General features: G+C 40.2%; 16 protein-coding genes. 6 read left to right on the top strand and 10 right to left on the bottom strand.

Annotation, left to right across the window (positions count from 1 at the left end; translation table 11 throughout):
* Nucleotides 1-45 precede the first annotated feature (45 nt).
* From carB to CP368_RS01360, 6 genes are all read right to left on the bottom strand, one after another.
* Nucleotides 46-3,234 (bottom strand): carbamoyl-phosphate synthase large subunit, encoded by a 3,189-nt coding sequence (carB, locus tag CP368_RS01385; RefSeq protein ID WP_098044118.1) that lies wholly within the window; start codon nucleotides 3,232-3,234, stop codon nucleotides 46-48.
* On the bottom strand, nucleotides 3,227-4,318 hold the full coding sequence (locus tag CP368_RS01380; protein WP_087235473.1) for a carbamoyl phosphate synthase small subunit: 1,092 nt from the start codon (nucleotides 4,316-4,318) through the stop codon (nucleotides 3,227-3,229). Before CP368_RS01380 ends, carB begins: the two co-directional genes overlap by 8 nt.
* Before the next feature lie 6 nt (nucleotides 4,319-4,324).
* Nucleotides 4,325-5,602: a dihydroorotase gene (locus CP368_RS01375; RefSeq protein ID WP_098045677.1), complete on the bottom strand. Its 1,278-nt coding sequence runs from the start codon at nucleotides 5,600-5,602 to the stop codon at nucleotides 4,325-4,327.
* Nucleotides 5,602-6,558 carry an aspartate carbamoyltransferase catalytic subunit gene (locus tag CP368_RS01370; protein ID WP_098045676.1) on the bottom strand — a complete coding sequence of 319 codons (957 nt, stop codon included), beginning with the start codon at nucleotides 6,556-6,558 and terminating at the stop codon, nucleotides 5,602-5,604. Before CP368_RS01370 ends, CP368_RS01375 begins: the two co-directional genes overlap by 1 nt.
* A gap of 144 nt (nucleotides 6,559-6,702) precedes the next feature.
* The gene (pyrR, locus tag CP368_RS01365; protein ID WP_098044121.1) at nucleotides 6,703-7,245 is read right to left on the bottom strand and encodes a bifunctional pyr operon transcriptional regulator/uracil phosphoribosyltransferase PyrR; all 543 of its coding nucleotides are present in this window, start codon (nucleotides 7,243-7,245) and stop codon (nucleotides 6,703-6,705) included.
* 174 nt (nucleotides 7,246-7,419) lie between these two features.
* Complete coding sequence (locus tag CP368_RS01360; protein ID WP_098045675.1) at nucleotides 7,420-8,343, bottom strand: dihydroorotate dehydrogenase; 924 nt, start codon at nucleotides 8,341-8,343, stop codon at nucleotides 7,420-7,422.
* 252 nt (nucleotides 8,344-8,595) lie between these two features.
* On the opposite strand from CP368_RS01360, the gene pyrF reads away from it, so the two are divergent.
* Together pyrF and pyrE are read left to right on the top strand one after the other, a co-directional pair.
* Complete coding sequence (gene pyrF / locus CP368_RS01355) at nucleotides 8,596-9,303, top strand: orotidine-5'-phosphate decarboxylase (RefSeq protein ID WP_098045674.1); 708 nt, start codon at nucleotides 8,596-8,598, stop codon at nucleotides 9,301-9,303.
* Between the two features lies 1 nt (nucleotide 9,304).
* Nucleotides 9,305-9,943, top strand: a complete 639-nt coding sequence (gene pyrE, locus CP368_RS01350; protein ID WP_098044124.1) for an orotate phosphoribosyltransferase — start codon at nucleotides 9,305-9,307, stop codon at nucleotides 9,941-9,943.
* Nucleotides 9,944-10,398: 455 nt separating this feature from the next.
* Here the strand turns inward: pyrE and CP368_RS01340 are convergent, their stop codons facing one another.
* A complete protein-coding gene (locus CP368_RS01340) occupies nucleotides 10,399-11,625 on the bottom strand; it encodes a CPBP family intramembrane glutamic endopeptidase (RefSeq protein WP_098045672.1) in 1,227 nt (408 codons plus the stop codon).
* 266 nt (nucleotides 11,626-11,891) lie between these two features.
* Between CP368_RS01340 and CP368_RS01335 the strand changes: the two genes are divergently transcribed.
* Nucleotides 11,892-14,513: a cation-translocating P-type ATPase gene (locus tag CP368_RS01335; RefSeq protein ID WP_098045671.1), complete on the top strand. Its 2,622-nt coding sequence runs from the start codon at nucleotides 11,892-11,894 to the stop codon at nucleotides 14,511-14,513.
* 49 nt (nucleotides 14,514-14,562) lie between these two features.
* Here CP368_RS01335 and CP368_RS01330 read toward each other — a convergent pair whose 3' ends face one another.
* The 3 genes from CP368_RS01330 to CP368_RS01320 form a co-directional block, all read right to left on the bottom strand.
* Nucleotides 14,563-15,798 carry an MFS transporter gene (locus CP368_RS01330; protein ID WP_087176448.1) on the bottom strand — a complete coding sequence of 412 codons (1,236 nt, stop codon included), beginning with the start codon at nucleotides 15,796-15,798 and terminating at the stop codon, nucleotides 14,563-14,565.
* A gap of 134 nt (nucleotides 15,799-15,932) precedes the next feature.
* Nucleotides 15,933-16,232 carry a hypothetical protein gene (locus tag CP368_RS01325; protein ID WP_087176449.1) on the bottom strand — a complete coding sequence of 100 codons (300 nt, stop codon included), beginning with the start codon at nucleotides 16,230-16,232 and terminating at the stop codon, nucleotides 15,933-15,935.
* 146 nt (nucleotides 16,233-16,378) lie between these two features.
* Nucleotides 16,379-16,672, bottom strand: coding sequence for a hypothetical protein (locus tag CP368_RS01320; protein ID WP_098045670.1), 294 nt, complete (start codon nucleotides 16,670-16,672; stop codon nucleotides 16,379-16,381).
* Between the two features lie 102 nt (nucleotides 16,673-16,774).
* Here CP368_RS01320 and CP368_RS01315 point away from each other — a divergent pair, with 102 nt between their 5' ends.
* The 3 genes from CP368_RS01315 to CP368_RS01305 are packed head-to-tail and all read left to right on the top strand — an operon-like array spanning nucleotide 16,775 to nucleotide 18,676.
* A complete protein-coding gene (locus CP368_RS01315; RefSeq protein ID WP_087235976.1) occupies nucleotides 16,775-17,437 on the top strand; it encodes a serine dehydratase beta chain in 663 nt (220 codons plus the stop codon).
* Nucleotides 17,438-17,451: 14 nt separating this feature from the next.
* Nucleotides 17,452-18,333: an L-serine ammonia-lyase, iron-sulfur-dependent, subunit alpha gene (gene sdaAA, locus CP368_RS01310; protein WP_098036639.1), complete on the top strand. Its 882-nt coding sequence runs from the start codon at nucleotides 17,452-17,454 to the stop codon at nucleotides 18,331-18,333.
* 4 nt (nucleotides 18,334-18,337) lie between these two features.
* Nucleotides 18,338-18,676, top strand: a complete 339-nt coding sequence (locus tag CP368_RS01305; RefSeq protein ID WP_098045669.1) for a metal-sulfur cluster assembly factor — start codon at nucleotides 18,338-18,340, stop codon at nucleotides 18,674-18,676.
* Nucleotides 18,677-18,710: the final 34 nt, after the last annotated feature.

Here is an 18,710-nt window from a genome sequence, read left to right as displayed (position 1 = left end):
AAAAAAGATGATCTTTCGATCATCTTTTTTACTTCTTATTTACCTTTAATCCAAACTCTTAGTCGCAAATGATATATTTTCTAGCGATTTAAGCAAGGCATCCGCAGTGTCCAAAGCTGTTAATAACGGAACGTTTTGTTGGATTGCCATTTGTCTAATAATGAAGCCATCTGAATTCTTTTCAATATCATGTCCCATCGTATTGATCACTAAATCAATTTGACCATCGCGTAATTCGTTCAGGATGTTATCGTCAGCATGCTCATCATCATGTACTTTCGTCACGAGTTCTACGTGCAAGTCATTCTTTTTAAGGAAGTTGGCTGTACCCTTAGTTGCAAAGATTCTGTAACCAATTCGTGCAAAGCGCTTCGCAATTGGCAAAATCTTTTCTTTATCTCTATCTTCAATAGTAAGAAGAACATTGCCATTCTCAGGTAGTTGCATCTTAGCACCCGCAAATGCCTTGTATAATGCCTTGGCAAAAGTATGATCACTACCCATTACTTCACCAGTTGATTTCATTTCTGGTCCAAGGTATGAGTCAACATCAGCTAACTTACTAAAGCTGAAGACTGGTGCCTTAACTGAGATCATATCAGGTTCTGGTGCCAAGCCATCACTGTAGCCTTGTTCAGCCAAGGTTTCACCCATAATTACACGCGTAGCAACTTGAGCCATTTCAATACCAGTAATCTTACTCAAGAATGGAACAGTTCTACTTGCTCGCGGATTTACCTCAATTACATAGACATCCCCATCGCGCACAATAAACTGGATGTTCATAATTCCCTTACAGTTCAGAGTCAAAGCCAATTTTCTAGTTACGTCGGTAATCTTTTCCTTAACTTCTTCAGTGAAGGTTTGTGGTGGGTAAACTGCCATTGAGTCACCTGAGTGAACACCAGCGTGTTCGATGTGTTCCATAATACCTGGTAAAAGCACATCCTTACCGTCACAGATCGCATCAACATCACATTCACGACCATCCAAGTAGTCATCGACCAAGATCGGGTGATCAGCCGCAATATCTACGTGGTCTTGCAAGTATTCTTCAAGTTCATCCTTGCTGTAGACAATTTCCATTGCCTTACCACCCAAGACATAACTTGGACGAACCAAAACTGGGTAGCCTAATTTTTCTGCAGCTTCGATAACGCCTTCGTGAGTAGTTGCAGTTAAACCCTTTGGTTGGTTAAGCTTCAAGTCCTTGATGATTTCATCGAATAACTCACGGTCTTCTGCACGGTTAACGTCCTTAACCTCGGTACCCAAGATCTTAACGCCATGCTTTTCAAGACCAGCTGCCAAGTTGATTGAAGTTTGACCACCGAATTGAACGATTGTACCTACTGGCTTTTCCAAGTCACAGACGTTCAAAACATCTTCAAGAGTCAATGGTTCAAAGTAAAGCTTGTCAGAGACTGAGAAGTCAGTTGAAACAGTTTCAGGGTTTGAGTTAATAACAATAGCTTCATAACCCATCTTTTGTAAAGCCTTAACACAGTGAACAGTTGCGTAGTCAAATTCTACACCTTGACCGATTCTGATTGGGCCTGAACCAATTACGACAACTGATTTCTTACCTGACTTATGTGATTCGTTTTCTGCATCATAAGTTGAGTAGAAGTATGGGGTCTTTGATTCAAATTCTGCGGCACAGGTATCAACCATCTTGTAGACTGGAATGATGCCGTTAGCTTTTCTGAAGTTTCTTACATCATCTGCGGTTTCGCCCCACAAGTTGGCAATGGTTGGATCGCTGAAGCCGTATTTCTTAGCAAGGCGCAGTGTATCTACATCGTCTTTGTTTTCTTGCAAAGTCTTTTCCATTTCGACCATGTGCTTTACGATATCCAAGAAGTAGAAGTTAATCTTAGTTAATTCATGCACATCTTCCAATGTATAGCCACGTCTGAATGCTTCAGCTAAGTAGAATAAACGGTCGTCTTGTGCTTTTACTAGTTTTTGTTCAAGCTTATCATCACTAGCTACATGAGCTTCTTCAGAGTAAAGATCCTTTTCATCGATTTCAAGAGATCTAACAGCCTTTTGCATAGCTTCTTCTGCGGTTCTACCGATGGCCATAACTTCACCGGTAGCCTTCATTTGAGTACCTAAAACTCTGTCAGCCTTAGGGAACTTATCGAATGGCCAGCGAGGGATCTTGCAGACAACGTAATCAAGAGCTGGTTCAAATTCGGCATAAGTAGTACCAGTTACAGGGTTCTTGATTTCGTCCAAAGTCATACCAACGGCAATCTTGGCAGCCATCTTAGCAATTGGATAACCAGTAGCCTTTGAAGCCAAGGCGCTTGATCTAGAAACTCTTGGATTAACTTCGATAACGTCATAGTTAAAGCTGTTAGGATCAAGGGCAAGCTGTACGTTACATCCCCCTTCAATCTTAAGCGCACGAATCAAACGGAGTGAACAATCACGAAGCATTTGGTATTCCTTGTCTGACAAGGTTTGACTTGGTGAGAAGACAATTGAGTCACCGGTGTGAATACCAACTGGATCGAAGTTTTCCATACAGCAGACGATCATCGCATTGTCATCGTGGTCACGCATTACTTCAAATTCGATTTCCTTGTAACCAGCAATGGATTTTTCAATCAAACATTCAGTTACTGGTGAAAGTTCCAAACCGTTCTTTGCAATTTCAGCTAATTCTTCACGGTTGTGACAAATACCACCACCAGTACCACCCATTGTGAAGGCAGGACGTACAATGATTGGGTAGCCGATTTCGTCACCAAATGCCAAAGCATCTTTAACTGTATTAACAGTCTTTGATGGTGGCACAGGTTCGCCTAACTTCTTACATAATTCCTTGAACTTCTCACGGTCTTCAGCTTGTTCAATTGAATCAAGCTTAGTACCCAAAAGTTCAATGTGAAGTTCATCCAAGATACCAGTTTTTGCAAGAGCCAATGCCATATTTAAACCTACTTGACCACCCAAGGTTGGCAAAATAGCATCTGGGTATTCTTGACGAATGATTCTTGAAATTGATTCAACAGTCAAAGGTTCAATGTAGACTTTGTCAGCGATTGTCGTATCAGTCATGATAGTTGCTGGGTTGGAGTTAACCAAAACAACTTCGTAACCTTCTTCGCGAAGAGCCAAACAAGCCTGAGTACCAGAATAGTCGAATTCTGCGGCCTGACCAATAATAATTGGACCAGAACCAATCACCATAATCTTATGAATATCTTTTCTCTTAGGCATGACGCTCTTCTTCCTTTCTTTGGTCAATCATTGACATAAAGTCATCAAATAGTGAAACCTCATCGTGTGGTCCTGGAGTTGCATCTGGGTGGAACTGTACTGAAAATGCTGGATACTTTTTGTGGCGAAGACCTTCAACAGTACCGTCGTTTACTTCAACGTGAGTAATCATTAAGTTGTCTTTATCAACTGAGTCAGCATCTACAGCATAGCCGTGGTTTTGTGAAGTAAAGCCGATGTTGCCCGTAGCAATTTCACGAACTGGATGGTTGAAACCACGGTGACCGAACTTCATCTTGTAGGTATTAGCGCCGTTGGCTAAAGCAAAGACTTGGTGTCCCATACAAATACCCATCAATGGCACATATTTTTCTACTTCACGAACCATGTTTGTAGCACCATTTGCGGCCATTTCTTCTGGGTCACCAGGGCCGTTTGAAAGAAGAACACCATCTGGATGAAGGTTTAAGACTTCTTCAGCAGTTGCAGTATATGGCAAGACGATACAGTTACAGTCACGTTCGGCAAGTTCACGTAAAATACTGTGCTTGATACCAAAGTCGATCACTACGATGTTGCGCTTTGAACCTGGAACCGGATATGGACTCTTAGTTGATACGCGGCTGATTATGCCTTGAGTTACATTTTCAGTTTGTAAAATCTTGGTGATCTTTTCTGCATCTTCCTTAGAATCTACAATCTTACCTCTTAAAGTACCGTGAACACGGAGCTTTTTAACTAAAGCACGTGTATCGATGCCTTGAATACCTGGGATATCCAAGTGCTCTAAGAATTTAGGCAAAGTAGTTTGCATTCTCCAGTTATCTGGGTGACGTGCTACTTGGTGGCAAATCACACCCTTGATCTTTGGTTCAAGTGATTCATAGTCGGCTAAGGTAATACCGTAGTTGCCGATCAATGGGTTAGTGAAAACCAAAATTTGGTCTGCATAACTTTGATCAGTAATTGCTTCTTGATAGCCGGTCATCCCTGTTGTGAATACAACTTCACCGGTTGTTTCACGATCGGCGCCAAAGCCTTCACCGGCATAAACACTGCCGTCTTCTAAAATTAAATAGCGCATTGACATTTACTCTGCTCCTTCCTGGTATACAACCTTACCATCAACCATTGTCATCACAGTTGAGCCATAAACCTTATGACCAGTAAATGGAGTGTTAACTCCCTTAGACTTGAAGTCTGCTTCCTTGATTTCTTTTTCATGTTCCAAATCAAAGATTGCGATATCAGCTGGCTTGCCTGGTTCAAGAACGCCGGCGTCTTTAAGACCAAAGGTCTTAGCTGGTTTATCGCTAAGCCATGACAATAATTGTTCGAGAGTAAAGACCTTTTCGTTCTTTACAAACTTAGTATATAGCGTACTGAAAGCAGTTTCGCTACCTGTGATACCAAAAGCTGCACCTTTCATTCCGCCTTGCTTTTCTTTCTTAGCATGAGGCGCATGGTCAGTAGCAATCAGATCAATTGTGCCATCAAGAAGTCCTACTAAAAGTGCTGCTTGATCTTCCTTAGTTCTTAGTGGTGGGTTCATCTTGAAGTAGCCGTTGTCTTTTGGAATATCGTCACCAGTTAAAAGAATGTGGTGAGGAGCAACTTCACAAGTAACATTGATTCCGCGAGCCTTTGCCATGCGGACAAGTTCAACGCTAGTCTTAGTTGAAACGTGGCAGATGTGGTAGTGAACGCCAGTCTTTTGAGCCAAGAGCAAGTCACGAGCAATTTGCGTGGTTTCAGCAAGGTCAGTGACAGGTGGTAAATTCAATCTTTCTGCAGTCTTACCTGCGTTAACGGTACCGTGGTTAAAGAGTGAATCGTCTTGTGCGTGGGTCGCAACGATCAAGTTATTTTCCTTAGCTTTTTGCATAGCCAAGTACATGGTTTGAGCTGTTTGTACACCGTGGCCATCGTTACTCAAAGCAAAGGCACCAGCTTTTTTCAGGGCTGCATAGTCAGGAATGACATCGGTTGTCTCATCATTGGTGATTGGACCATATTGGAAAATGTGAACTACGCCTTTTTCCTTGTTTTCCTCAACCATTTTCTCCATTAATTCTGGAGTGTTAGGCACAGGAGTTACGTTAGGCATAGCACCTACTGTGGTAAAGCCGCCGCGAGCAGCTGCTTCACTACCTGTTCTAATATCTTCCTTATATGTTTGACCAGGATCACGGTAGTGAACGTGGACATCAACTAAACCTGGGCTGACCAACTTGCCTTTGGTATCAATTACTTTATCGCCTGTTAAATCAGTACCGATTGCCTTGATTTTGTCATTTTCAATTAAAACGTCTGCTTTAACTAAGTGACCATTTTGATAAACGGTACCGTTCTTAATTACTGTTGTCATTATTCGAGACCTCCGAGCTTTCTTCCGCGTAATACTGCTTCAATCATGGCCATTCTCATAAATACACCATTTTGCATTTGACGGACAAACATGCACTTGTCGCTTTCTACCAAGTCACCGCTAAGTTCAACGTCGTGGTTGATTGGACCTGGATGCATGATGATTGTGTCAGGCTTTAATTCGTTGTAGCGTTTATGGTTGATGCCGTATTTTTCATGGTAAGCTTTAGCATCAAATTTCTTTTCATTAGGATCACCTGCGTGACGTTCATGTTGTACTCTTAAAAGCATCATGACATCCATGTCAGGGATTAATTTATCTAATTCTTCATACTTGCCGTATTTATCAAATTTTTTGTCGTACCAGTAGCTTGGACCTGAGAAATAAACTTCTGCACCTAATCTAGTAAGAAGTTCCATGTTACTCTTAGCTACTCTTGAGTTAGTGATGTCGCCGACGATGGCTACCTTCAAGCCCTTAAAGTGGCCGAAGTGTTCGTGAATAGTCATCATGTCGAGCATACATTGACTTGGGTGTTGGCCGCTGCCATCACCTGCGTTGATCACACCGATGTTTAAGTGTTGGTGTTCTTTCAAGTTGATCAAATCGTCGTAGTATTCATTTTGTGAGTGGCGGATCACTTCAAGATCGACGCCCAAAGCGTTCATGATTAATGAAGTGTCGTATAAAGTTTCACCTTTGTTAACAGATGAGTGAGCTGGATCAAATGGGATAACTGTTAAGCCCAATTTTCTTTCAGCCATTTCAAAACTCGTATGCGTTCTGCTTGAGTCTTCGAAAAACATGTTGGTTACGTAAACCGGCTTAGTTAAGCGAGGTGTTGCGCCGCCCTTTTTGAAGTATTCAGCTCGTTTGATTAAAGCTTCAACTTCATCGACATGCAAATTTTCAACACTAACAAAATGTGGTAAACTGAAAAGATTTAAATTTTCCATTTTCTATTCTTTCTATCAAAAAAGCCTGAAGCATTTAATTGCTCCAGGCTTTTTCTTCGCACTTTTGTATACGAAAAACTAAGCAACCCTTCTGGCCCTCTCTGGAGTCAATTAAATGGTTGAATTATTTACTTTTTCTATTTTTTATTTTGGCAAACCCTTCAATTCAACTGAATCTTTGCCGTCCTTTTCAACTACATTAACAGCGACTTGTTCGTCGGCAGAAGTTGGAATGTTTTTACCAACAAAGTCGACACGGATTGGCAATTCACGGTGACCACGGTCAACCAAAACTGCCACTCTGATCGAACTTGGTCGACCAACGTGCATCAAAGCATCCATCGCAGCTCTAATTGTTCTACCAGTGTAAATAACATCGTCGATCAAGACAACGTGCTTGTCATCGATGTTAACACCAACTTGATCAGAGTTAACAACTGGATCTTGCTTTAAGGATGCATCATGACGATCATCACGGTAAAGGGTGATGTCAAGTTGACCAACTGGAACATCAACACCTTCAAGTTTTTGAATTCTGTCATGGATGCGATTAGCCAAGTAAACGCCTCGCGTCTTAATTCCAACTAATACTAGATCATCGGTACCCTTATTTTGTTCGATGATTTCGTACGTAATACGCGTAAGCGCACGCTTCATTGCAAGTGCATCCCAAATTTCTTTTGCCAATTTAATAGCCTCCTAATTTTTGCCCATTAAAAAAGCTCCCATTCTTCTCTGAGACTAGGAGCTTTCTGTAAAGTCGAAACTTAATTTAAGCCTGCCTTGCTAGCCTCACGGGACTAATTTTAAAGGACATTCATTGCTTTAAAGTTACTGTAAATGACAGCGTTTGTCAAGGGATTAATTAAGTTTAACTTGTCCAACTAAATCATTGATATCATCGACGCCTAATTCTTCAAGTTCTGCAGGTAAACTATCAGCGATATGCTTGGATGCGATGCTGTCGTGGAAGTGTGCAGTACCTACTGCTACGGCACTTGCACCGGCAAGCATGAATTTAACGACGTCTTCAGCTGAGCTAATTCCACCCATACCAATGATTGGTAAATCGACTGCTTGGTGAACATGCGCAATCATGCGAATAGCAACCGGTCTCACAGCTTCACCTGACAAACCGCCCATGTTGTGACCAAGGACTGGCTTTCTAGTTTTCACATCGATTTCCATGCCAAGCAAAGTGTTGATCATGGAAATACCATCTGCACCGCCCTTTTCGGCAGCTTTTGCGATAGTAACGACATCAGTTACGTTTGGCGTTAATTTGACGTAGATTGGAACGTTAACCACGTTTTTGATTTTTTTGGTTAATTCTTCAACTACGTCGGGATGCACACCAAAACTCATGCCGCCGCGATCAACGTTAGGGCAAGAAACGTTGATCTCTAGTGCGTTGACTAATCCTGAAACAGATAACTTCTTTGCAACTTCAACATAGTCATCTTCACTGTCGCCACCCACACTAGCCATAATTGGCAAGTCTGGATATTGCTTTCTAAGCGGTGTTAATTTTTCACTAATTACTGCGTCAACACCAGGATTAGTTAAACCCACTGAGTTAAGTACCCCATCGTCTAAAACAGCGATCTGAGGTTGCGGATTACCTGTTGTTGCGTGTGGCGTGGTTGTCTTAATTACCATTGCACCTAAGTCATTCAAATCGAACTTCTTAGCTGCTGGCACATCGCCAAAACCAAAGGTACCACTTGCTGGCATCACCGGGTTCTTCAAATCTAATCCTGGTAACTTTACGCGTGTATTTGTCATAATTTTCCTCCAAAAATGAATGCTCACGGACATTCGCTTATTTTTTAGAACAGATTGTACACGCCTTTTTTGATTTTTAAAAGTCTAAAATTTTATTTGTATTTTATTTTCGATGGTGTTAAACTTCGTTTTGATCAAACTTTAAACGGTACAGAGAGACCGCAAGTTCAAAATATTGACTTAAATTATCTGGGGAAAGTCTATACCTGGTGTCTCTCTGCGCCACGTATAGACTTTTTTTGTGGAGGAAAAATGACTAGACCTGTTATCGTTGCCCTCGATTTGGACAATGAAGAAAAATTACACGAAATTTTGTCAAAACTAGGCAAACCGGAAAATGTTTTTATCAAAGTTGGCATGGAATTGTTCTATAATGCCGGCATTGATGTAGTTAAAGAATTAACCGATCAAGGCTACAAGATCTTCTTAGACCTTAAGATGCATGACATTCCAAACACTGTTTATAACGGTGCTAAGGCTTTGGCAAAACTCGGCATCACCTTTACTACGGTGCACGCACTTGGCGGCAGTCAAATGATCAAGGCCGCTAAAGACGGCTTAATCGCTGGCACACCCGCTGGCAAGAGCGTACCTAAGCTTTTGGCTGTCACTGAATTGACTTCAATTTCAGACGATGTTTTAGCCCACGAACAAAACTGTTCTTTACCAATGGACAAACAAGTACTCAGCCTGGCAAAGATGGCAAAAGCTGCCGGTGCAGACGGCGTTATCTGTTCACCACTTGAAGTCAAAGAATTGCACGAAGCAATCGGCGACGATTTCTTATATGTCACTCCCGGCATTCGTCCAAAGGGCAACGCCAAGGATGACCAATCAAGAGTTGCAACACCAGCCGATGCTAAGGAATGGGGTTCAAGTGCCATCGTTGTTGGCCGCCCTATCACTTTAGCCAGTGATCCAGAAGCTGCTTATGAAGCAATCAAGAAGGAGTTTAATTAAAATGCATAAAGATCAAATTATTTCTCAACTTATCCAAGAAAAAATCATCACTATCTCACCTGACAAACCATTTACCTATGCAAGTGGGATGCTTTCACCAATCTACACTGACTTGCGTTTGACTGTATCTTACCCAGAATTACGCGACATGATTGCCAGCGACTTAGCCAACTTGATTGCCAAGGAATTCCCTGAAGCAACCATTATCGGTGGTGTTGCAACTGCCGGCATCCCTCACGCAGCTTGGGTTGCTGACAAGTTACACCTTCCAATGATTTATGTTCGTCCAAAGCCAAAGGATCACGGTAAGGGTCGTCAAATTGAAGGTCGTTTCTCAAAGGATGATAAGATTGTTTTAATCGACGACTTAATCACTACTGGTGGTTCAGTTTTGAACGCTGTTAAGGCAACTGAAAAAGACGGTGGCAACGTAATCGGCGTATCTTCAATCTTCACCTACTACTTGCCAGACGCAAAAGAAAACTTTGCCAAGAGCGGCGTTAAATATGCTCCACTTCTTTCTTACCCAGAACTTCTTAAGAAGGAAAATGAATCAGGTCATATCTCTAGTGAACAATACGATGTATTGAAGACTTGGCACGAAGACCCATGGGCTTGGGGCAAGAAGTTTGAAAAGTAATAAAAATAGATAGTTTAATATGCTTTAATCGGCACTTATCTTAGTGATAAGATGCCGATTTTTTATATAAAAAAAGACAATAATTGTAACTAATAATTTAATGCAATTATTGTCTAGGAACAGAAAAGTTAATATGCCGGTGGAAATTTCTTCGCGGAGATGATGCCAATAGAAATATAAATTGGTCTTCAAAATCTTAACGAAAGGAGGTCCAAAATATTTAACGGATCATCTTGTATGGTTCATTTTCGGCTTAATAAGCTCACTTACTGCATTAAACGTTGCTGTTCAAGAAGTTACCAAACTTTTTGAAAATGCACAAAAAATGTTGAAATCATATCAGCAGCTTATTAAGCAATTTCACTCGTGGCGAAAATAAAAACCGCTACTAACTTTTGGAAACGGTATAGCGGTTTTCATGAACTAAAACAATGTACCAATCAATGTCATACATTTTAATTTGAATTAAGCAAACGATTTGCATTTTCCTCTAGAACAGCACGTCTTTGACCGAACATCATCCAAATTGTAAAAGCTAAAGGCACTGCTACCATTAATATTTCTGAAATATAGTCGGTAGCCCATCCACTAAATTGCCACCCAGCTGAATTCCAACCCGACTGAAGATCAGCTAGATAATCCATTAAGAAGTGGAAAATCATTGGCAGCCAAAGTTTACCACTGTAAAGATAGAGAACAGCCCACAAGAAGCCGCTACCCATTACACCAATAACTTGCGCAATTGTTGCAGACAAGTTTTCGCCATTCCAACCAACATTGCCAGCGTGGGATAAACCAAAAAGAATACCAGACGCATAAACTGCGATTGGCACGCGCCATTTAGGGAAGCGATTAAAGCCAGCAATAAAAATGAGAACCATTAAATAACGCTCTGTTTCTTCCAAAATTCCTGGTTCAATTGCGGACGTGAGATTTGGAATTGTCAGGTATTTTGATTGAATATCAATCGAGTAGCTAAAGAAAGCTGTCCAAATCTGTTTGTCATAATCACTGAAAGCATTGTAAAACAGATCGATTGTCGCAAAAGCTATAACAATAATGAAAATTGACATTTGGAAATTGCGACTTTTGACAAATTTTAAATTTGGATTTAAACGATATCCCCAGGCATAGCCTAAAAAGCAGGCTAAAATTAATAAAGCTAATGCTGCAATTACGCCTTGCCAGGTAATGGAATGCATTATACGCAAGTTTTTGCTGACCAATAGTAATTGATCAGGCCCATATTGCTGATCAAGTAAATAAACAGCAATTAACCTAAGATACCATTTCTTTAAATCCCCTGCATAAAGAACTGCTAGTGGTAATAGTAGAACTAAATAAGCCGCCCAAAGTAGAAGAACACACAGTATTTCTAGTTGCTTAGAATTAAGAAGAAAATAGTTGCCCACTTTTAACCATGCATCAATAAAAAGGTCGCTAAGCAGCCAAAGAGTAACCCATCGGTTAATTTCATAACTAATCTTACTAGGATTTTTACGCTTAAATTGAACGTAAAAATTTAAACCAATGACTAAAATTAAGCATACTAACTGAAAAATATTACCTGCATTGCGCTCTCGCTTAGGAATCATTTCTAAAATTGTTACGATCAGCATAATGATCATTTGCACGTTGAAGATTTGTTGCCAACGTTTACGTGGCAGAATCACATCATTCATATTTACCCCTCCAATTTATGATTTTTTATTATAATGCACTTAGAGGCAGAGCAAAATATCCCTTAAATTTTTATTGCCAAAAATAATCCCGTATGTTTTAATTTATACTATATATAGGGAGTAACCGACAAATAATTGTATTTACGGCGTCATATCACGAAAGCAATTTCCGCTGTAAATTTAAATGGTGAGACTATGCATAAACTTTTTTAAAGTTTGGGCATAGTCTCTTTTTTGTCTAAGATTGCCCAATTCTGGAGGATTTTATGAAACAGTATTATTTACAAACCAAGGACGAGGTTTTAAAAGAATTTAAAACCAGTACTGATGGTCTATCGACTGGCCAAGCCAAAGAAAATTTGGCTAAATACGGTAAAAATGCCTTAGTCGAAGGTAAAAAGAAAACTGCCTTTCAAGTTTTCTTAGAGCAGTTCAAGGACTTGATGGTCATCATCCTGATCATCGCTGCCGTCATTTCTGCTTTTACCGGTGACTTAGAAAGTACTTTAGTTATTATCGCTGTGTTGATCCTGAACGCTATTTTGGGTACGGTGCAGCACGTTAAAGCAGAAAAGTCCCTTGAATCACTCAAGTCGCTATCTTCACCTAGTGCCAAAGTTCTGCGCAATGGTGAAAAAATCGAAATTGATTCCAAAGACGTTGTACCTGGCGACATCATGCTTTTAGAAACCGGCGACATGGTTACCGCCGATGGTCGTATTTTGGATAACTATTCATTGCAAGTTAACGAAAGTTCTTTAACCGGTGAATCAACCAACATCGATAAAGCCGACGTTGACTTCGATCATGAAATCCCATTGGGTGACCGTCTCAACATGGTTTACTCAGGTTCACTAGTTACTTACGGCCGCGCTAATGTTTTAGTTACTGGTACAGGGATGAACACTGAAATCGGTAAGATCGCTTCCTTGATGAATGAAACCAAGGAACGTCGTACCCCACTTCAAGTCTCACTTGATAAGTTCTCATCCAAACTGGCCACGGCAATTTTGATCATTTGTGCCATCGTACTTGGCTTGCAAATCTGGCGCGGTCAACCGATTATGGATGCACTTCTTTTTGCAGTTGCCTTAGCTGTAGCCGCAATTCCTGAAGCCTTGAGTTCAATCGTAACCATCGTGCAAGCTATGGGTACACAAAAGATGGCTAAAGAAAATGCCATCATCAAACACTTGGCTGCCGTTGAATCTTTAGGTTCCGTTTCCGTTATTTGTTCCGATAAAACTGGTACTCTAACCCAAAACAAGATGACCGTTGAAGACATCTACATTGGTGGCGAAGTCTTAAAGCCTGATCAACTAGACTTAGGGAATCAATTACATCGTTACTTACTATATGATGCAGTATTAAACAACGATTCTAGCTTAGTTGATGGCAAGGGTATCGGTGACCCAACGGAATACGCATTATTAGAAATGTACCGCCAAGTACCTGGTATCGACTTAGGTGATAAAGGCTTAGGCTTAACTGAAGAAGATTTAAGAGGGCTTTTAACTCGTAAGCAAGAAGTACCTTTTGACTCTGATAGAAAATTGATGAGTACTAAGCACTTGATTCATACAGTTCCTACTATCTTTGTTAAGGGTGCCATCGATGTCTTGCTTGATCGCTGCGTTAACATTAGATTAGATGACGAAGTTCGTCCAATCACGGAAGAAGATAAGAAGCAAATCTTAGCTCAAAACCAACACTTCTCCGAAAATGGTTTGCGTGTGTTAACTTTCGCTTATAAAGAAAGCGATGAGGACTTAACACCTGAAACAGAAAATGGCTTTACCTTCATTGGTTTGGTTTCTGAAATGGATCCACCTCGTGAAGAAAGTATTGCAGCTGTTGCCAGAGCTAAAAAAGCTGGTATCCGTACTGTAATGATTACTGGTGACCACAAGGTTACTGCAGTTGCTATTGCTAAAAAGATTGGTATCTTCAACGATGGTGACTTAGCTGTTACTGGTCTTGAACTTGATAAGATGAGCGATGAAGAGCTTGAACAAAAGATTGAGAAGATTTCTGTTTATGCTCGTGTATCTCCTGAAAACAAGATCAGAATTGTTAACGCATGGCAAAAGAAGGATCATATCGTTTCTATGACTGGTGACGGTGTTAACGATGCCCCTGCTTTAAAGAAAGCCGACATTGGTGTTGCCATGGGAATCACCGGCACGGAAGTATCTAAGGACGCTGCCAGCATGATCTTGGCTGATGATAATTTTGCAACCATCATCAAGGCTGTTGCTAATGGTAGAACTGTTTTTGAAAACATTAAAAATGCTATTATGTACCTGCTTTCAGGTAACTTGTCAGCTATTATTACGGTATTATTTGCTTCAATTGGTGGTTTCTCAGTACCATTTATCGCTGTACAATTACTGTTCATTAACTTAGTTACTGACTCTCTTCCAGCTTTAGCAATCGGTGTGGAACCAGGTGCTCCAGATGTATTGGACAGAAAGCCACGTGATCCTAAGGTTGGTATTTTGGATAAGTCATTAGTTACCAAGGTAGGACTTCAAGGCTTGATCATTGCAGTCGGCGTAATTACCGCCTTCATGATTGGTCGTCAAACTAGTCCAGCTGTTGCATGTACGATGGCTTTCTCTACTTTGACATTTGCTAGATTGCTTCACGGTTTCAACTGTCGTTCACAACACAGCATTTTCAAGATTGGCTTTAAGAACAACTGGTACAGCTTAACTGCATTTGCTGTAGGTACATTGCTTTTAGCATTAATCTTGTTTGTACCAGCATTGCACGGTTTGTTTGCCGTAACTCCTTTAACTGGCAAGCAACTTTTTTGGATTATTGGTCTTGCAGTAATGCCAACTGTATTGATTCAAATCGTTAAAGTAGTTAATGAAAATAAATAATTAGGCAAGCAAAAAAGCTTCGTTTCTTATGAGACGAAGCTTTTTCTTTTTACTCAACTATTTCTAAATCAGAATTTACGCTTTCTTTTTTACCTAGTGTAATCATGATCACAATGAAGCTAAGTACAAATGCTGAGACATTAATCATCCATCCTAAGTCGTAAGATCCAGTTTGATCGAAGAATAAACCGATCAAGTAAACCGAAGCTGACATGGCAAATGCACCAATCATATTGACGACCGAAAGAATGTTACTATAGTCTTTTTCACCAAAAATTTGACGAATTAAATATGGCAATGCAACTAAACAAACTCCCTGACCAAGACCGAGAATTACGGCAGCTAAAATCAATAAATTGCTTTCTCTAAGCATTGCCTGGCCGCCCCAACCGATTACACCGAATAAAGAATAAACGGCTAAAACTAACTTGGCATTAAACTTATCAAGGAAATAACCAATAGAAATCTTACCAATTGCGGCACCAATCATTACTCCTGATACAACAGTTGCGGCAGTGATTGGTGAAATTCCGATATTAGTAATATGTCCTGAAATATGTTGGACAGAACCGGAAACAAATTGCAGTGCAAGCATGGCGAAAGCTACAGCGTAAAATACTGGCATCTTCAAAGCTTGCTTCAGGCTTAAACCTGTTAAAGCCACCTTTTTGCTTGATTGCATTGCTTTGCCATATGCAGGATATTGCATCGTTGGTTCAGGCTTAATTGAAATAGCTAAAGGAACTAAAATCAGTCCAATCAATAGAGCTTCACCAACAAAGCCGCCACGCCAACCAAATTGCTTAATTACTTCGGCAATAATCGGATTAAAAATCGTTCCACCTAAAGCAGAAAGTCCGAGCGAGATTCCCATCACTGTGCCGAGCTTTTGGTTAAACCACTTGCTAAGCAAAACAGGAATTGACAAAGTAATTGCGATCGGCTGACAAATCCCAATGATTGTCCATGCAAGATAAAAATGAACTAATGAATTGGCAAAAGTTAAGCTAAGCATGCTAACGGCAATTAAGACAAAGCAAGCGGTTAAAAGCCAGCGTAAATTTACCTTTTCCATGATTTTACCAGCAAAAAGCAAGGCAATTGCGGCAGCCGCATTCTGAAATGTCGTCATTAGTGCAACATTAGCACGTCCTACATTAAACTCTTGACTGATTGGCCCGAAGAATAATCCAATTGTATTAACCAACAAGCCAAACCCAATCATTGAGATAAAACAACAAACGATAAATATCCACCACGGAAAAAATGATTTTTTATGTGTCACTTCTTTTCCAACTTTCTAAAAAATTGTCTTTTACTATTATATGTGAAAAATATCACTTAATGTTTTAAGAAAATTTAAAATTAGTCATGAAAAAATGCCCCACAACAGTGAGGCATTTTAATGATCTAATGAATTTAATCTCTTTTAATGTAAGGCTTTACTATGTCAAGCAATTCTGTCAATGCATTCAAGCTAGTTAAGGTTTGAACAGAAAATGGTTTGCCTGGTTCTGCTGGCGTTCCGTTGTCTAAGAACAAATAAGCATATCCTTTGAAGACATCAATGTTAACACCTAATCTATCTGCATTAGTATTAGTTTTACGAAGCATTAATGCAGGTGAACCTAGGTTATCTGTTAAATGATGATATACTTCCCAATTTTCTGAATTTTTAACGCCTTGTTCAATCTTTTGCAAAATTTCTTTGTCTGTCATATAACTTCCTCCGAACTTATGAATATAAGTTCATAACTATCAATAGTTTTTTAATTACTCTTCATATCTATGATAGCATATTAAGTTACAGCGCTTACAAAATAAGAATAAAAACTATTATTCTATGTTTAGTAATTTATTCTTTACTAAAACAAGCTAGTCATATATTCGCTAACTGCACGCTGTTGCATTTCTTCCCAGCTATTAAAATTAGTTTCCTTCTTAACAAAATCATCTACCACTTTTTGACCTAATTGTTCAATCCCAGGAAAACTTCTTGCGCCTAACTCTCTTACAAAAACATCAATCGTAGTAAAATGCGTATTCTTTTGCATGAATCTTGGATTAAACAAGTCTTGATAAGATACTGCTTGTTGTCCGCCCTGTTCTTCTACTACCTTTTCCAAATTTTTCTTCAATTCATCTTTTTCTTTAGTCATTATCTTCAACCCCTAGCTAATTTTTAATTACTATTAAAATAATACATTGATTAGTAATAATTCGCTATAATGAAAGCAGAATACTTACTTGGAGATACAGAAATGACGAATCGTTACAAAAGCGTATTTGATATTATCGGGCCCATCATGGTAGGTCCATCTAGTTCACATACAGCTGGTGCCGTCGCAATCGGCCGAGCTGGAAACAAACTTTTTGGTGGAGTTCCTAGAAAAGTAACAGTCCATTACTATGGCTCTTTCGCCCAAACTCATCGCGGCCACGGGACAGACTACGCTATCGCCGCGGGAATTTTAGGCTTTGACACAGATGATCTGCGTGTACCTAACGCACCTGAGATTGCTAAAAAACGTGGCGTCGATATTCGCTTTGTCGAAGAAGATGGACCTAGTCCAATCGATCATCCCAATACAGCAATCTTAGATATGTCTAGCGGAACCAAAAAGGCACAGATATCGGGCTGTTCTATCGGCGGTGGATCGATCGAAATTCGTCATTTAATAATTCACGACACCGAAATCACCCCAACGGGTTCGTTGCCAATTATTATTTGGCTTGATTATGAAAAAGATATTCTTAACGAGCAAAATTTGACTTTCTTATTACAGGAAAAAGCTCCTTTTAGTAAGAAGCGAATTTTTTACACCAAAGATTGCAATATCTACGAATACGATATCGACAACTATCTCAAGCCCGCCTTAGTAAAAGAGTTAAAAGAAAAGTTTGAAAATATTATTTGTCTTTAAAACGGAACAAGATTATGTATAACCATATTAAAGAAATTGTTGCTGATTCTGAAAAGCAACATAAACCTATTTCGGAGTTAATTATTGAACAAGAATGCGAGCTATCTGGTCTGCCGCGGCAAATAATCTGGAACCGAATGAAACATAATTTGGCTACAATGCGTGCCGCAGTGGAGCGTGGAAAAAGTGGTGATGGCGTATTTTCTAAAACAGGCTTAACTGGTGGTGAAGCTGTCAAAATTAAAAAGTATCGTCAAACTCACCATACTTTATCTGGTGACACTATCATGGCCGCAGTGCAAAATGCGGTTGCCACCAACGAAGTCAATGCTTCAATGGGCGTAATTTGTGCCACACCTACAGCTGGCTCCTCTGGTACCTTGCCTGGTGTCTTGTTTTTATTAGAAAAAAGAATGGATCTTAGTGAAGAGCAAATGATTCGCTTTCTTTTTACTGCTGGTGGATTCGGCCTTGTTATTGCCAATAACGCAGAAATTGCCGGCGCAACCGGTGGCTGCCAAGCCGAAGTTGGTAGTGCATCTGCCATGGGCGCCGCTGCCGCAGTTGAGTCAGCTGGTGGCAGTGCTGAGCAGAGCGCACAAGCAATGTCGATTGCAATGTCTAACTTGCTCGGTCTAGTCTGCGACCCAATCGCTGGCTTGGTTGAAGTTCCTTGCGTTAAGAGGAATGCGATCGGTGCAGGCAATGCTTTAATTTCGGCAGACATGGCGCTTGCGGGATGCACCAGTGTAATTCCGGCCGACGAATGTATCGACGCCATGAAAAAAGTTGGTCATCAAATGCCAGCATCCCTCCGCGAAACCGGAATCGGCGGCTTAGCTGGCACTCCAACCGGCCAAGCAATCAAAGCTAAAATTTTTGGCAAGGATGCGTGATAAAATGCGTGACGGTGAAACAATTAAAAACGATATTATCAATCAATTGGCGACAGTCATTGATCCTGAATTGAACGTTGACGTAGTCAATTTAGAGCTAATTTATGAAATCGACTTGGACAAAGATGGGATCTGTCTGATCAATATGACTTTGACCACCCCTGCTTGTCCGCTAACTGGTTACCTAATTGATGGCATTACTCAAGCGGTTAAAAAAGTGCCAGAAGTAAAAAACGTTGATGTGGAATTTGTGTGGTATCCGGTCTGGACGCCGGATCGTATGAGCGATGCAGCGAAGAAATATTTTAATATAGATACAAAAAAGTGTCTGGGAAAAAACTAATTCCTAAGACATGAAAAAAGAACGATGATTTCCT

This window comes from Lactobacillus sp. UMNPBX17 (assembly GCF_002553735.1).
Classification (GTDB): domain Bacteria; phylum Bacillota; class Bacilli; order Lactobacillales; family Lactobacillaceae; genus Lactobacillus; species Lactobacillus gallinarum.
Note: the sequence above shows the minus strand (reverse complement) of the source record. Positions and strands in the feature narration are given on the sequence as shown.

Coding starts and splice junctions, on each gene's coding strand:
- carB (WP_098044118.1), bottom strand. CDS start 3,234: ATGCCTAAGAGAAAAGATATTCATAAGATTATGGTGATTGGTTCTGGT.
- CP368_RS01380 (WP_087235473.1), bottom strand. CDS start 4,318: ATGCGCTATTTAATTTTAGAAGACGGCAGTGTTTATGCCGGTGAAGGC.
- CP368_RS01375 (WP_098045677.1), bottom strand. CDS start 5,602: ATGACAACAGTAATTAAGAACGGTACCGTTTATCAAAATGGTCACTTA.
- CP368_RS01370 (WP_098045676.1), bottom strand. CDS start 6,558: ATGGAAAATTTAAATCTTTTCAGTTTACCACATTTTGTTAGTGTTGAA.
- CP368_RS01360 (WP_098045675.1), bottom strand. CDS start 8,343: ATGACAAATACACGCGTAAAGTTACCAGGATTAGATTTGAAGAACCCG.
- pyrF (WP_098045674.1), top strand. CDS start 8,596: ATGACTAGACCTGTTATCGTTGCCCTCGATTTGGACAATGAAGAAAAA.
- pyrE (WP_098044124.1), top strand. CDS start 9,305: ATGCATAAAGATCAAATTATTTCTCAACTTATCCAAGAAAAAATCATC.
- CP368_RS01340 (WP_098045672.1), bottom strand. CDS start 11,625: ATGAATGATGTGATTCTGCCACGTAAACGTTGGCAACAAATCTTCAAC.
- CP368_RS01335 (WP_098045671.1), top strand. CDS start 11,892: ATGAAACAGTATTATTTACAAACCAAGGACGAGGTTTTAAAAGAATTT.
- CP368_RS01325 (WP_087176449.1), bottom strand. CDS start 16,232: ATGACAGACAAAGAAATTTTGCAAAAGATTGAACAAGGCGTTAAAAAT.
- CP368_RS01320 (WP_098045670.1), bottom strand. CDS start 16,672: ATGACTAAAGAAAAAGATGAATTGAAGAAAAATTTGGAAAAGGTAGTA.
- CP368_RS01315 (WP_087235976.1), top strand. CDS start 16,775: ATGACGAATCGTTACAAAAGCGTATTTGATATTATCGGGCCCATCATG.
- sdaAA (WP_098036639.1), top strand. CDS start 17,452: ATGTATAACCATATTAAAGAAATTGTTGCTGATTCTGAAAAGCAACAT.
- CP368_RS01305 (WP_098045669.1), top strand. CDS start 18,338: ATGCGTGACGGTGAAACAATTAAAAACGATATTATCAATCAATTGGCG.